General features: G+C 66.8%; 11 protein-coding genes. All 11 read right to left on the bottom strand.

Going from position 1 to position 13,725, the window contains the following annotated elements:
• Nucleotides 1-40 precede the first annotated feature (40 nt).
• The 11 genes from C7450_RS21950 to C7450_RS21900 all read right to left on the bottom strand — a co-directional run bounded on the left by C7450_RS21950 (nucleotide 41) and on the right by C7450_RS21900 (nucleotide 13,725).
• Complete coding sequence (locus tag C7450_RS21950) at nucleotides 41-964, bottom strand: D-alanine--D-alanine ligase (protein WP_110376587.1); 924 nt, start codon at nucleotides 962-964, stop codon at nucleotides 41-43.
• 26 nt (nucleotides 965-990) lie between these two features.
• Nucleotides 991-1,926 (bottom strand): UDP-N-acetylmuramate dehydrogenase, encoded by a 936-nt coding sequence (murB, locus tag C7450_RS21945; RefSeq protein WP_110376586.1) that lies wholly within the window; start codon nucleotides 1,924-1,926, stop codon nucleotides 991-993.
• Between the two features lie 364 nt (nucleotides 1,927-2,290).
• Entirely contained in the window at nucleotides 2,291-3,700 is a 1,410-nt protein-coding gene (murC, locus tag C7450_RS21940) for a UDP-N-acetylmuramate--L-alanine ligase (protein ID WP_110376585.1), read from the bottom strand.
• Nucleotides 3,697-4,845: an undecaprenyldiphospho-muramoylpentapeptide beta-N-acetylglucosaminyltransferase gene (murG, locus tag C7450_RS21935; RefSeq protein WP_245450042.1), complete on the bottom strand. Its 1,149-nt coding sequence runs from the start codon at nucleotides 4,843-4,845 to the stop codon at nucleotides 3,697-3,699. The genes murC and murG overlap by 4 nt, the downstream gene beginning before the upstream one ends.
• A complete protein-coding gene (locus tag C7450_RS21930; RefSeq protein WP_110376583.1) occupies nucleotides 4,838-6,019 on the bottom strand; it encodes an FtsW/RodA/SpoVE family cell cycle protein in 1,182 nt (393 codons plus the stop codon). The genes murG and C7450_RS21930 overlap by 8 nt, the downstream gene beginning before the upstream one ends.
• Nucleotides 6,020-6,022: 3 nt before the next feature.
• Nucleotides 6,023-7,450 (bottom strand): UDP-N-acetylmuramoyl-L-alanine--D-glutamate ligase, encoded by a 1,428-nt coding sequence (gene murD, locus C7450_RS21925; RefSeq protein ID WP_110376582.1) that lies wholly within the window; start codon nucleotides 7,448-7,450, stop codon nucleotides 6,023-6,025.
• A complete protein-coding gene (locus tag C7450_RS21920; RefSeq protein ID WP_110376581.1) occupies nucleotides 7,447-7,728 on the bottom strand; it encodes a hypothetical protein in 282 nt (93 codons plus the stop codon). The genes murD and C7450_RS21920 overlap by 4 nt, the downstream gene beginning before the upstream one ends.
• A 7-nt stretch (nucleotides 7,729-7,735) precedes the next feature.
• Nucleotides 7,736-8,839, bottom strand: a complete 1,104-nt coding sequence (gene mraY, locus C7450_RS21915) for a phospho-N-acetylmuramoyl-pentapeptide-transferase (protein ID WP_110376580.1) — start codon at nucleotides 8,837-8,839, stop codon at nucleotides 7,736-7,738.
• Nucleotides 8,840-8,886: 47 nt separating this feature from the next.
• Nucleotides 8,887-10,368: a UDP-N-acetylmuramoylalanyl-D-glutamyl-2,6-diaminopimelate--D-alanyl-D-alanine ligase gene (locus tag C7450_RS21910; RefSeq protein ID WP_110376579.1), complete on the bottom strand. Its 1,482-nt coding sequence runs from the start codon at nucleotides 10,366-10,368 to the stop codon at nucleotides 8,887-8,889.
• A complete protein-coding gene (locus C7450_RS21905) occupies nucleotides 10,365-11,843 on the bottom strand; it encodes a UDP-N-acetylmuramoyl-L-alanyl-D-glutamate--2,6-diaminopimelate ligase (RefSeq protein ID WP_110376578.1) in 1,479 nt (492 codons plus the stop codon). The genes C7450_RS21910 and C7450_RS21905 overlap by 4 nt, the downstream gene beginning before the upstream one ends.
• Before the next feature lie 46 nt (nucleotides 11,844-11,889).
• Nucleotides 11,890-13,725, bottom strand: a complete 1,836-nt coding sequence (locus tag C7450_RS21900; RefSeq protein ID WP_110376577.1) for a peptidoglycan D,D-transpeptidase FtsI family protein — start codon at nucleotides 13,723-13,725, stop codon at nucleotides 11,890-11,892.

The raw sequence follows: 13,725 nt of genomic DNA, 5'->3' as shown, positions 1-13,725 counted from the left end.
GCCACACTTCTTGCTGCTACGCCTTCCCCGGCCGCGAATGCTAGCGATCGCAGGAAGCGTCCTTCACCATCCATTGCACGAGCTCACCGAAGGAATAGCCGGCATAGGCCGCCGCTTCCGGCACCAGACTCGTCGCCGTCATTCCCGGTTGAGTGTTCACTTCGAGGCACACAAGTTCTCCCCTCCCCTCGGGGCGGTCGTCATAGCGAAAGTCGGCGCGACTGACGCCTCGACAGCCGAGAGCTTGATGCGCCGTTAACGCCAACTGTTGAACCTGTTGGTAAATATTCGGTTTAATTTGTGCCGGGAGGACGTGAATTGACCCGCCCTTGGCATATTTCGCGTCGTAGTCGTAGAACTGACCGGTGGCGGGCCTGATATCGATGATATCCAACGCCTTGTCGCCCATCACGGCGCAGGTCAGCTCGCGGCCGGCGATGAATTTTTCGGCCAGGAGATAGTCCCCGTAGGCCCAGTCGTCCCTTAACAATTCCTGTGGAGGATGGGTGCGGTCCTCCCGCACGATAACCACCCCGAAGGACGATCCCTCATTGACCGGCTTCAGCACATAGGGCGGCGGCAGAACATGCCGCTTGGCCGCCTCGCGGCGGTGGACGACGATGCCATGCGCCACGGGCACGCCTGCGGCGGCCAGGATGAGCTTGGCCTTGTCCTTCTGCATGGCGAGCGCGGACGCCAGAACCCCGGAATGCGTGTAGGGAATGCGCATGACTTCCAGGATGCCCTGGACGGTGCCATCTTCCCCTACGCGCCCATGCAGCGCATTGAAGGCGACGTCGGGCTTGAGATCGGCCAGCACGGCCGCGATGTCACGCCCGACATCCACCCGCGTCACGCGGTAGCCCTTGCCCTCGAGCGCCTCCGCGCAGCCGTTGCCGGACGACAGCGAGACGTCCCGCTCGGCCGACCATCCGCCCATCAGAACCGCGACATGTTGCGTCATGACTGTCCTCCGCTGTCCGGTCCGGCTCAAGCCGCCAGGCCGATGCGCCTGATTTCCCATTCGAGCTCGATGCCCGCTGATTCGCGGACGCGGCTGCGCAGCTCCTCGCCGAGCCCCTCGATGTCGGCCGCCGTCGCCCCGCCGAGATTGACGAGGAAGTTGCAATGCATCTCCGAGACCTGCGCCATGCCGCGGCGCAGGCCCCGCCCGCCGGCGCGATCGACGAGTTCCCAGGCCTTGGCGCCGGGCGGGTTCTTGAAGGTGGACCCGCCGGTGCGCGTATTCACCGGCTGCGAGGACGCCCGCGCCTCGGTGATGGCGTTCATGCGCGCCAGGATCTCCGCGGGATCCCCCGGGCGCCCGGAAAACAGTCCCTCGACGAAGATGAAGTCCTCCGGCGCATCGCAGTGCCGGTAAGTAAAGCCCATGGCGGCGGCGGTGAGCTCGTGGCGGTTTCCCGCCCGGTCGAGCGCCCGCGCGCTGACGAGGACGTCCGCCGTCTCGCCCCCATAGGCGCCGCCATTCATCCGCAGCGCGCCGCCGATGGCGCCGGGGATACCCCTGAGGAAGGCGAGCCCGTCGATGCCGGCCTCCGCCGCCACCCGCGCCACCTTCACGTCCGGTGCGGCGGCACCGGCACGCACGTGATGCCCCAGCTCCACCGTGATCCCGCCGAAGCCCTTGCCGAGGCGGACCACCACGCCGGGCACGCCGCCATCGCGGACGAGGAGATTGGACCCCAGCCCGACGACGATGAGCGGCAGCTCCCGGGGCGTGTTCGCCAGGAAGAGCGCCAGATCGTCCTCGTCGACCGGGGTGAACAGCACCTGCGCCGGTCCGCCCGTGCGGAACCACGACAACGGCGCCATCGGCGCATTGGCCTCAAGCCTGCCGCGCAGGCCGGGGATCGCTCCGAGCTCGCCCGTGATGTCGGGGAAAGGCGCAACGAGGGGCGTTGTCATGGCGTGGCCCTTCTCTCCCCCGCCTTCCGCAACAGGGCGAGGCCCCATGACAGCTTCATTGACGGTTGCGTTCCCTCTCCCCGGCGGGGAGAGGGACAGGGTGAGGGCATCGCATCGAACCGCCGGGAGACAATCCCCCTCACCCGCTCGCTGCGCGAGCGACCTCTCCCCGCCGGGGAGAGGTATACGCGGCTCGCGGCGACGCAGGGCGTGCGCTTCACCAACCCCACCCGGCTCCGCGCTACGCGCGGATCCACCCTCCCCTGGAGGGGAGGGATCAGAGCCGGCCTTTCCGGAAAAGCCGCAACGTCCGACGCGCCCCTCCCCCTTGCGGGGAGGGGTAAGGGGTGGGGGCCAATCGGCGTCACGCAGCATCCCCCGCCGCGAGTTCACCCGGCAGCGCATAGGCCCAGGCCGTGATCGTGCCGGCGCCGAGACAGACCACGTAGTCGCCCGGCTTGGCGACGTCGCGCACCATTCCGGCGAGCGCCGCGGGCTCGGCGAGCGCCAGCACGTTGCGATGGCCGCGCGCCTTCATGCCGGCCACCAGGCTGTCGCGGTCAGCGCCGGGGATCGGCTGCTCGCCCGCGGCATAGACCGGCGCGACGATCACGGCGTCGGCGTCGTTGAAGCAGGTGCAGAAGCTGTCGAACAGCGATGAGAGCCGGCTGTAGCGATGCGGCTGCATCACCGCGATGACCTGCCCCTTGGTGGAGGCCCGCGCCGCCTTCAACACGGCGGCGATCTCCACGGGATGGTGGCCGTAGTCGTCGAAAATGGTGACGCCGTTCCATTCGCCGGTGCGTGTGAAGCGCCGCTTGACCCCGCCGAAGGAGGCGAGCGCCTTGCGGATGGTGTCCGGCTGCATGCCAAGCTCATAGGCCACCGCGATCGCCGCCGTCGCATTGAGCGCATTGTGATGGCCGGGCATCGGCATGACGAGGTCGTCGATGACGACCTTCGCGCCGGTCTTGCGGTCGCGAATGATGACGATGAACTGGCTCTTGCCGCCGGTGAGGTCGTCGACCACCAGACGTACGTCGGCTTGCGGGTTCTCGCCATAGGTGATGATCCGGCGATCCTCGATATGGCCGACAAGATCCTGGACGACCGGATGGTCGATACACATCACGGCAAAGCCATAGAACGGGATATTGTCGACGAAGGAGCGGAACGCGCCCTTCACGGCGTCGAAAGTCTTGAAGTGGTCGAGATGCTCGGCGTCGATATTGGTGACGATGGCGATATCGGCCGGCAGCTTGAGGAACGTGCCGTCGGATTCATCCGCCTCGACCACCATCCAGTCGCCGGCACCGAGCCGGGCATTGGTGCCATAGGCATTGATGATGCCGCCGTTGATGACCGTCGGGTCGAAATTCCCGGCATCGAGCAGCGTCGCGACGATCGAGGTCGTGGTCGTCTTGCCGTGGGTGCCGGCGATCGCCACGCAGGTCTTGAGCCGCATCAGCTCCGCCAGCATCTCCGCGCGCCGCACGACCGGGAGACGCCTCTCGCGGGCGACCACGAGTTCCGGGTTGTCGCGCTGGATGGCGGTCGACACCACCACGACCTCAGCATCGCCGAGGTTCTCTGCCGCGTGGCCGAGGAACGTCTTCGCGCCCTTGTCACGCAGGCGTTTCACATTGGCGTTGTCGCCCGCATCCGAGCCCTGAACGGTATAGCCGAGGTTGAGAAGAACCTCCGCGATACCAGACATGCCGATGCCGCCGATACCGATGAAATGGATAGGGCCAAGCTCATGCGGGAGCTTCATGGGCGGATCTCCGGTGCGGAATCGATATGGCCAACGCGGACGACGAGGTCGGCGAGTCGTTGGGCCGAATCAGGGATACCGGCGCTCTTCGCCGCTTCGGCCGCCTGGGTCAAGAGTCCGGGTGCAACTAGGCGCTGTGAAATCTCATGAGCGAGGCGCTCCGGGGTGAAGGCATCCTGCAGAATGACCGTTGCGGCGCCAAGTTTGCCAAGCGTCGCGGCATTGGCCGCCTGGTCCTGATCAAGCGCACCCGGCAAGGGCACGAGGATGGACGGGCGGCCGATGATGGCGAGCTCGGCAACGGTGGAGGCACCGGCGCGGCCGATCACGAGATGGGCATCGGCGATGCGGGCCGGCAGGTCCTTGAAGAAAGGCGCGATGTCGGCCTGGATGCCGAGCGTCCGATAGGTCTCGGCGACACGCGCGACGTCTTCCGCGCGGGCCTGCTGGACGATGGACAGCCGCCCGCGGTCCGCCGCCGTCAATCTCTCGATCGCCGCCGGCACGATATCGCTCATCACCCGCGCGCCCTGGCTGCCGCCCGTCACGAGAAGGTGGAGCACGCCGTCCTCGGCGACGGGGACGAAAGGCTTCCGCGCCGCCTCAAGAACGGCCGGCCGGATCGGGTTGCCGGTCTGCGTCGCCTTACCCTTCAACCCGTCCGTCAGTCCGCCGACGGTGGCGAAGCCCGTAGCGATCGCCGTCGCGCGCGGCGCGAGGAAGCGGTTGGCGCGACCGAGCACGGCATTCTGCTCGTGGATGATCGTCGGGATGCCGGCAAAGGAAGCGCCCAGCAGGGGCGGCACGGAGGGGTAGCCGCCGAAGCCGACGACCACGTCCGGCCGGATCTGGCGGGCCAGCGCCCTCGCCTTCCAGATGCCGCGGGCGAGCGTCAGGGCTGCCTTGATCGCTACCGGGATCGAGCGGCGCGACGGCGTCGCCGAGGGAATGACATGGACGGCCTCCGCCGGGAAATCGCCGGCATAGGCCGCCGCCCGCTCATCGGTTGCAAGCTCCACCCGGATGCCGCGGGATTGCAGCACGCTGGCGAGCGCCTGGGCGGGGAACAGATGGCCACCCGTCCCGCCGGCTGCAAGCAGCACGAAGGGGCGGGAGCGGGCGGGTGCCATCGACGTTTCAGACATCCTGTGCGGTCCTGCTGCCATAGGAGCGTTTGACCGGCTGGCGGGTCGGCGTGATGCGGTCGAGAATTTCCGCGCGCGGGCGCTTGCGCGTCAAGGCGATGAGGAAACCCATCCCGAGAGCCAGCGACAGCAGCGAGGAGCCGCCGTAGGAGATGAACGGCAGCGTCATCCCTTTGGCGGGGATGAGGTGGACGTTCACCATCATGTTGATCGAGGCCTGGATGCCGAACAGCGTGACGAGCCCCGTCACGGCGAGGCGGCAGAACGGCTCCTCGTTGCGCTGGGCGAGATAGAGCCCCCGCAGCACGATGAAGCCGAACAGGCAGACCAGCGCGATACAGACGAGGATGCCGAATTCCTCGGCCGTCACGGCGAAGATGAAGTCGGTATGGGCATCCGGCAGGATGCGCTTCACCGTGCCCTCGCCCGGCCCCTTGCCGAGCCAGCCGCCCTGGGCGAAGGCCTCGAGCGCGGTGTCGACCTGGAAGGTATCGCCGGCCTCCTTGTCCATGAAGCGTGAGATGCGATCGCGGACATGGGGGATCAGCTCATAGGCGACGAACAAACCGAAGAGACCGATGCCGCCGATGCCCGCGACCCAGAAGATGTGGAGGCCCGCGGTAAAGAACAGGCAGCCCCAGACGATGGAGATCAACATGGTCTGGCCGATATCCGGCTGCAGGATCAGCGGCACGATCGTCACGGGCAGGATCAGCATGGCAAGGAACGTGCCCGGCACGTCGCGGCGCCGGCTTCCCTCGGCGAACAGCCAGGCTGTCAGCACCACGAAGGCCGGCTTCACGAATTCCGACGGCTGCAGCGTGATGCCCGCGAGCGTCAACCAGCGGCGCGACCCCTTGACCTCAGGCCCGATATAGAGCGCCGCGATCATCATGGCGAGGCCGCCGAGATAGACGAGGAGCGCCGCGCGCCTGACATAGCGCGGCGGGAGGAACGACACCGCGACCATCAGGGCGACGGCCGGGGCGAGATAGACGATTTGCCGGCTGACGAAATGGAAGGTCGACAAGCCGAGCCGCTCGGCGACGGGCGGGCCGCCGCCCATCAGAAACACAAGCCCGGCGACCATCAGCACGGCGATCGCGACCAGGATCGCGCGATCGACGGTCCACCACCATTCGCCGACGAGGGTGCGTTCAGCGCGTGACGCCATGGCTCAATGTCCCTTGTTGCTGGTCGCCGGGATGAGGCCCGGCAGGGCGAGAACGAGGTCGCGGAAACGATCGCCCCGCGCCTCGAAATTCGGAAACTGGTCGTAGGAGGCGCAGGCCGGGGAGAGCAGCACGACGGGCTGCGGATCCGCAGATCGCGCCGCGTTCTCGGTGGCGGCGGTCAGCGCGTTCTCGAGCGTTTCGCAGCGCGTGTAAGGCACCTTTCCGTCGAGCGTCGCGGCGAAATCATCGCTCGACACGCCGATGAGATAGGCATGGGCGATGCGCGGAAAATACGAAGCGAGCGAGGCGATGCCGCCCTCCTTCGGCTTGCCGCCGACGATCCAGTGGATGCCGCCGGGGAAGGCCGCCAAGGCCTTCTCCGTGGAATCGGCGTTGGTCGCCTTGGAATCGTTGATGAAGAGCGTCGCGCCGATGCGCCCCACCTCCTCCATGCGATGGGCAAGGCCCGGAAAAGTTCGGATGTGTACGGCAGGAACCCGCGCCGAAATTCCCAACCGACGAATGGCAGCAATCGCGGCACAAGCGTTCTGCGCGTTGTGCGCACCACGCAGCGAACGAACATGATCTAAGGAAGCAATTATGTTAGTGCTGCCCCGTGGGGTTATCGATACGATATCGGTGCCTTGCGCGAACATGCCCTGCGAAACGGCGTGACTGGCGGAAATCCGATCTGTTCCGCTGAAATCATATGCCTCATAAGCTTTTTCACGGCGAAGAGCGATTGCTTCGCACCACTCGTCATCGACACCTACAACAGCCCATGCAGCCCTCGCCACCAGCCGCTCCTTGATGGCGGCGTAATGCTCCATCGTGCCGTGCCGGTCGAGATGGTCCGGCGTCAGGTTGAGCAGCACGCCGACCGTGGGCGCCAGAGACGGCGCGAGGTCGATCTGGAACGACGAGCATTCGATGACATAGACGCGCTCCGGCGTCAGCGGATCGAGCGAGAGGATCGCCCGGCCGATATTGCCGCCCATCTGCACGTCGCGACCGGCCGCTTTCAGGATATGGGCGATAAGCGCCGTCGTGGTCGACTTGCCGTTGGTGCCGGTGATGGCGACGAACGGCGCCTCGGGCGCGACCTTCGCGCGCTCGCGGCAGAACAGCTCGATATCGCCGATGATCTCGACGCCGGCCGCCCGCGCGAGTTGCGCGCTCCAATGCGGCTCCGGATGGGTCAGCGGCACACCGGGCGACAGGACGAGCGCGGCGATCCCGCTCCAGTCCTCTGCGCGGAGATCCGCGACGTGGATGCCCGCCGCGGATGCCTTGGCACGCCCGGCCTCGCCGTCGTCCCAGGCCACCACGTCGGCACCGCCGGCGACCAGCGCCTCGGCCGTGACAAGGCCCGACCCGCCGAGGCCGAAGACCGCGACACGCTTGCCGGCGAAGGAGGTGATGGGGATCATGCGTGATGCTCCCCCGCCTTCAACAGCGCCGCGCGGACGCGCATGACGACATGGGCGGCGATCCCTCCCCTCAAGGGGAGGGTGGCCTCGCGTCCAGCGAGGTCGGGTGGGGTCGCTCCCTCGCCGGCGAGGTCACTACCGGACAGAGATCCCCACCCGGCGCCTGCGGCGCCACCCTCCCCTTGAGGGGAGGGATCGAGGCCAGCGCGTGGGGAGATTGGCGTCCCCGCCGGGCAGAGGTGGAACGGTCTGGTGATCGATGTGGTCGCGCCCATCATCGCGCCCTCACCGCAGCTTGAGCGACGACAGCCCGATCAGGGCGAGCACCACGGAGATGATCCAGAAGCGGATCACCACCTGCGGCTCCGTCCAGCCGAGCTGTTCGAAATGATGATGGATCGGCGCCATCTTGAAGACGCGCTTGCCTGTGAGCTTGAAGGACGCCACCTGGATGATGACCGAGAGCGCCTCGAGCACGAAGAGCCCGCCGACGATGGCGAGCACGATCTCGTGCTTCACCGCCACCGCGACGGTGCCCAGGAGCCCGCCGAGCGCCAGCGACCCGGTGTCGCCCATGAAGATCTGGGCCGGCGGCGCGTTGAACCAGAGGAAGCCGATGCCCGCGCCGATCAGGGCGCCGCAGATGATGGCGAGCTCGCCGGTGCCGGGCACGAAATTGATCTGCAGGTAATTGGCGAAGATGGCGTTGCCGACGAGATAGGCGATCATGCCGAAGGTCGCGGCGGCGATCATCACCGGCACGATGGCGAGGCCGTCGAGCCCGTCGGTGAGGTTCACCGCATTGCCGGAGGCAACGATGACGAAGCCGCCGAAGACCACGAACAGAAGGCCGATGTCGATGAGGAGGTCCTTGAAGAAAGGAATGGCGATCGATGTCGCGAGGAATTCGCGCGCCGGCGGCAGCGCCCCCCTGCTGACATAGACGATGGCAAGGCAGGCAAGCCCCGCGATGGCGGCCTCGATGGCAAGGCGCGAGCGGCCGGAAAAGCCCTTGTGGGACTGCTTGGTGACCTTGAGATAGTCGTCGTAGAAGCCGATGGCGCCGAAGCCGACCGTGACGAACAGCACGATCCATACATAGGCATTGGCGAGATTGCCCCACAGCAGTGTCGACACGATGATGCCGGAGAGGATCATCAGGCCGCCCATCGTCGGCGTGCCGCGCTTGGCGAGATGCGACTGCGGGCCATCCACCCGGATCGGCTGCCCCTTGCCCTGCTTGACCCTGAGCAGCGAGATCAGCCACGGGCCGAACATGAACACGAAGAACAGGGCCGTCGCCGTCGCACCACCGGCGCGGAAGGTGATGTAGCGGAAGACATTGAGGGCGGAGAAGGTACCGGAGAACTCCGCGAGCCAGGTGAACATGCGCGACTATTCCTTGAGTCTATTGAACCCGGCCTAGGGTCAGGACCCTAGACCTTGACCGCCATAGGCGGAGAAACCGCAAAACGCCCTTTCAAGGCGGTGACGAGCCGGGAAATACGTGTTCCGTTGGAGCCCTTGATCATGACCACGTCGCCGGCACGGAGCGCCGCCGTGACGGTCGCCTCCAGATCCGCGGGCGTCGACGCATAGGAGCCCCTCATTGTCATGGGCAGGCGATGCCACAGGCTCTTCATGGCCGGGCCGGCCGCGAAGACCACATCGACGGCATTCTCCTCAAGCGTCTCGACAAGGGCCTCGTGCAGCCGCTCGCTCTCGGCGCCGAGTTCCAGCATGTCGGCCAGCACCGCGATGCGGCGCCCCCTGAATCCGATATTGGACTGTCCCAGCGCCTCGATCGCCGCCCGCATGGAGGCCGGATTGGCGTTGTAGCTCTCGTCGATGAGCAGCACGTCCCCGCCCGCGACGTTGAGACGTGTCCGCTCGCCGCGGCCAACCGGCGGGGCGAGGTCCGAGAGGGCCAGCGCCGCCAGCGCCAGGTCGCCGCCGAGCGCCTTGACGGTGGCCAGGACCGCCAGGCTGTTCAGGGCGATATGCCGGCCCGGGCTGCCGATGCGGTAGGCGACCGGCACGCCGAAGACCGTGGCGTCCACCACCGTGCAATCGGCCTGAGAAATGATGCGCCGTGCCCGGACATCCGCCTCGTCATGCTCGCCGAAGGTGATGATCCGCCCGGCGGGCGAGGCCATGGCATGCGCCTTCAGCCGCGCGAATTCGCCGATATCGCGATTGATGACCGCGACGCCGCCCGGCTCAAGGCCGAGAAACACCTCGCCCTTGGCGTCGGCAATGGCGGCGATCGACGGGAAGAACTCGAGATGCACCGGGGCCACCGTCGTCACGATGGCGACGTCAGGCCGCACCATCTCGGTCAGCGGCACGATCTCGCCAGGGGCGCTCATGCCGATCTCGAAGACGCCGAAATCACAGGTCGCCGGCATACGCGCCAGGGACAGCGGCACGCCCCAATGGTTGTTGTAGGACGCGGCCGACGCATGGACCTTGCCCTGGGAGCCGAGCGCGAGGCGCAGCGCCTCCTTGGTGCTGGTCTTGCCGACCGAACCGGTCACCGCGACGCAATCGGCGGACGCGCGTGCACGCGCCGCGCGCGCCGCATTCTCGAGGCCACGCAGAACGTCCGGCACCACGAGCAACGGACCCGCGCCCGCGAGTTCGCCGGCATGGATCTCGTCGACATGGATCTCGTCGACATGGGCCTCGTCGACGACAGCCGCCGCCGCTCCCCGGCGGAAGGCTTCCCCGACGAAGGCGTGACCATCGTGCACATCGCCGCGGATGGCGAAATAAACGTCGCCCGGAGCGAGCGTGCGCGTATCGATCGAGACGCCGGTGATGGCGCCGCAGGCCCCGCCTTCAAGGCGGGCGCCCATGGCTTCAATCAAGTCCGGACCAGTCCAGAGGAGATCGGAATTACTCTTGGTCGCACTCATGGCAGCCTCAGCGCGGCGATAGCTTCGGTCACGGCGTCGTGATCGGAGAAGGGCAATGTCTTTGTGCCGATGATCTGGCCGGTTTCATGACCTTTGCCGGCGATGACCAACACATCGCCCGCCGCAAGCCCGGCAATGGCGGTGCGGATCGCCTGCCTGCGATCACCGATTTCGTTAGCTCCCGGCGCCGCCGCAAGAATGGCGGCGCGTATCGCCGCAGGATCTTCGGAGCGGGGATTGTCGTCGGTGACGATGACCGTATCCGCATGCGCGGCGGCGATGCGGCCCATGATCGGGCGCTTGCCCTGATCGCGATCGCCGCCTGCGCCGAACACCACGGCGAGCTTGCCCGTCGCATAGGGCCGCAGCGCCGACAGGACATGCGCGAGAGCATCCGGCTTATGCGCATAGTCGACGATGACGAGCGCGCCCTTGACGGTCGCCACCCGCTCCATCCGCCCTTTGACGCCGATGACCCCTTCGAGCGCCATGAGCACCCGGTGCGGTTCCTCGCCCGTCGCGATGGCGAGCCCAGCCGCCACGAGGGCGTTTGAGGCCTGGAAATCGCCGGCGAGCGGCAGGCGCACCATGTCAGCCCCGCCGCTGTGGCGGACCGTCAGCATCTGGTCGAAGCCTTGCTGATCGATCGCTGCGAGTTTGAGATCCGCCCCGGCTTCCCCGACAGTGATCAGCCGCAGGCCCCGTGCGCGGGCCGCATCGGCCACGGCCTTCGATTCGGGCGCATCCGCATTGACGACGACCGTCGAGTCACCCGGCAGAAGCTCCGCGAAGAGCCGGAGCTTGGCCTGAAGATAAGCCGCGACGCTCGGGTGATAATCGAGATGGTCGCGGCCGAGATTGGTGAAGCCGCCGGCCGTGAGGCGCACGCCATCGAGACGGTGCTGGTCGAGCCCGTGGGAGGAGGCTTCCATGGCAAGATGGGTGACGCCATCGCGCGCGAGCTGGTCGAGCGTCTGATGGAGCGCGACCGGATCGGGCGTCGTCAGCGAGCCGTAGACGGCGCCGCCCGGCGCCACCACGCCGATCGTGCCGAGGCTCGCCGCCCGATGCCCCAGCGCGGCGAAGATCTGACGGGTGAATTCGGCGACCGAGCTCTTGCCGCTCGTACCCGTCACCGCGACGATCGTCTCCGGCTGCCTCGGGTAGAAGCGCGCCGCCGCAAGCGCCAGCACGCGGCGAACGTTATCCACCCGGGCGAAGGCGACCTCCGCCGGCAGGTCCGCCGGGCGATCGCCCTCCCCGACGACGGCGACGGCACCGCGCGCCACGGCATCGCCGGCAAAAGCGAGTCCGTTGGCCTTCGTGCCCGGGACTGCGACGAAGAGGAAACCTGGCCGAACCGCACGTGAATCGGCAGTAAGCCCGGCGATGGTGCGCCGGGCTTCACTCTCCGCGAACTGGCCGGGGATCAGATCGCCAAGGGTTCTGGCGCCCTCTGACACGGGGGCAATCATGGCCCTTCCCTCCCCTTGTCTGGCGCAGCGGTGCCGCCGGCTTGCTTCATCGGATCCCCCAGGCGCCCTGACGGGCCATGGTCGGGAAGGCCGTCGCAAGCGACGCGGTATGGGGTGGCAAGCCGAGCAGAGGCGCAACCCGCTCGATGATCTTGCCGGTGGTCACGCCGGAATTCCAGGCGGCCGTGGTGTAACCATAGCTCTCCGGCGTCGCCTGCGGCTCGTCATAGATCGTGAGGAAAATATACTTCGGCTTGTCGGCCGGCGCGATGGCCATGAACGTCGTGAAGTTCTTGTTCTTGGCGTATCGCCCGTTGATCACCTTCTCAGCCGTGCCGGTCTTGCCGCCGATGAAATAGGCGCCGCCGGACGCCTCGTCCGTCTTGCGTGCCGAGCCGCGCTCTGCGTTGAGGCGCATGATGTAGCGCATCGCCTCGGACGTCTCCGGCTTGATCACCCGGGGTGCATCGGCCTTGGCGTCCGCCTCCGAGCGCTTCAGGAAGGTCGGCTTGATGAAATAGCCGCCGTTCACCAGTGCGCCGACCGCCTCGAGCGCCTGGATAGGCGCGACCGCCAGACCATGGCCGAAAGCGATGGTCGCGGTATTGATCTCGCCCCAGCGGGACGGAACAAGGGGCTCGGCGCTTTCAGGGAGTTCCGTGCGCAGGCGATCGAGCTGACCCATCTTGCGGAGGAAGGCCTTGTGACCTTCGACGCCGACCGAGAGCGCCATCTTGATCGAGCCCATATTCGATGAATGCACGAAGACCTCGGGCACCGTCAGCGTGCGGCCGGTGCCGTGGTATTCGCGAATGACCTGGCGGCCGAAGCGCATCATGCCGCCGGCGGTGGAATAGGAGGAGTTGATGTTCGCCTTGCCACTGTCGAGCGCCATGGCCACCGTCAGCGCCTTGAAGGTCGATCCCATTTCGTAGACACCGACATTGATCCGGTTGATGCGGTCCTTGTCCTGGGCATCGACGGGATTGCTCGGATCAAAATCCGGCAGCGACACGAGCGAGATGATCTCGCCGGTGTTGACGTCGAGGATCGCGGCCGCGGCAGCCTTGGCCCGGTAGTAGGCCATGCCCTTCACCAGTTCGTCGCGCACGGCATGGGTGGCGCGCAGATCGAGCGACAACGCGATTGGCTTCATGTCGTCGGCACTGCGGGCGAAACCGAGGCCGGACAGGGCCTGCAGGCCCTGGCTGTCGAGATATTTCTCGATCCCGGCGATGCCCTCGTGATCGACATTGGCAAAGCCGAGGATATGCGCGCCGATCGGCCCGTTGGGATAGACGCGCTTGTTTTCGGGAATGAAGCCGACCCCGGGGATGCCGAGACGGTGCACTTCCGCTTGCTGCTTGGGCGAGACCTCGCGCTTCACCCAGACGAAGCCGCGCTTGGTGCCAAGTCTGTTGCGCAGATCGGTCGCATTGAGATCCGGCAGGACGGCGGTGAGAAGCTCGGTCGCCTCATCCTTGTCGATGATATTGCGCGGCTCGGCGAAGACCGACGCCGTCTTCACGTCAGTCGCGAGAATGACGCCGTTGCGGTCGACGATGTCCGGACGTGCGGCCATGATGGCGGCTGTGGCCGCGCGATGGAACTCGCTCTGGGCGTCCGGCGCCAGCGCGAGCATCACGAGCCTGCCGATGATGAGGAGGAATAGTATCGAGAAGAAGACGCCGACGAGGCCGATACGCGCCACCCCCTTGTCCGCCCGCATGTGAAAGAAGCGGCTGAGGAAGGCGAGGATGGCGAGGAGGATCTGACGCGCCCGGCCGACCTGCGACGGGCGGCCACCATGGTCCGCGCCGGTATCGGGACCGAGTTGGCCGGGATAGGGATAGGGAGCGTCGATCGATGGCACGTTGGACAT

The sequence above is a fragment of the Chelatococcus asaccharovorans genome, assembly GCF_003201475.1.
Classification (GTDB): domain Bacteria; phylum Pseudomonadota; class Alphaproteobacteria; order Rhizobiales; family Beijerinckiaceae; genus Chelatococcus; species Chelatococcus asaccharovorans.
Note: the sequence above shows the minus strand (reverse complement) of the source record. Positions and strands in the feature narration are given on the sequence as shown.

Bases quoted from the DNA above. Each gene is read 5' to 3' on its own strand.
- C7450_RS21950 (WP_110376587.1), bottom strand. From the start codon at position 964: ATGACGCAACATGTCGCGGTTCTGATGGGCGGATGGTCGGCCGAGCGG.
- murB (WP_110376586.1), bottom strand. From the start codon at position 1,926: ATGACAACGCCCCTCGTTGCGCCTTTCCCCGACATCACGGGCGAGCTC.
- murC (WP_110376585.1), bottom strand. From the start codon at position 3,700: ATGAAGCTCCCGCATGAGCTTGGCCCTATCCATTTCATCGGTATCGGC.
- murG (WP_245450042.1), bottom strand. From the start codon at position 4,845: ATGTCTGAAACGTCGATGGCACCCGCCCGCTCCCGCCCCTTCGTGCTG.
- C7450_RS21930 (WP_110376583.1), bottom strand. From the start codon at position 6,019: ATGGCGTCACGCGCTGAACGCACCCTCGTCGGCGAATGGTGGTGGACC.
- murD (WP_110376582.1), bottom strand. From the start codon at position 7,450: ATGATCCCCATCACCTCCTTCGCCGGCAAGCGTGTCGCGGTCTTCGGC.
- C7450_RS21920 (WP_110376581.1), bottom strand. From the start codon at position 7,728: ATGATGGGCGCGACCACATCGATCACCAGACCGTTCCACCTCTGCCCG.
- mraY (WP_110376580.1), bottom strand. From the start codon at position 8,839: ATGTTCACCTGGCTCGCGGAGTTCTCCGGTACCTTCTCCGCCCTCAAT.
- C7450_RS21910 (WP_110376579.1), bottom strand. From the start codon at position 10,368: ATGAGTGCGACCAAGAGTAATTCCGATCTCCTCTGGACTGGTCCGGAC.
- C7450_RS21905 (WP_110376578.1), bottom strand. From the start codon at position 11,843: ATGATTGCCCCCGTGTCAGAGGGCGCCAGAACCCTTGGCGATCTGATC.
- C7450_RS21900 (WP_110376577.1), bottom strand. From the start codon at position 13,725: ATGTCCAACGTGCCATCGATCGACGCTCCCTATCCCTATCCCGGCCAA.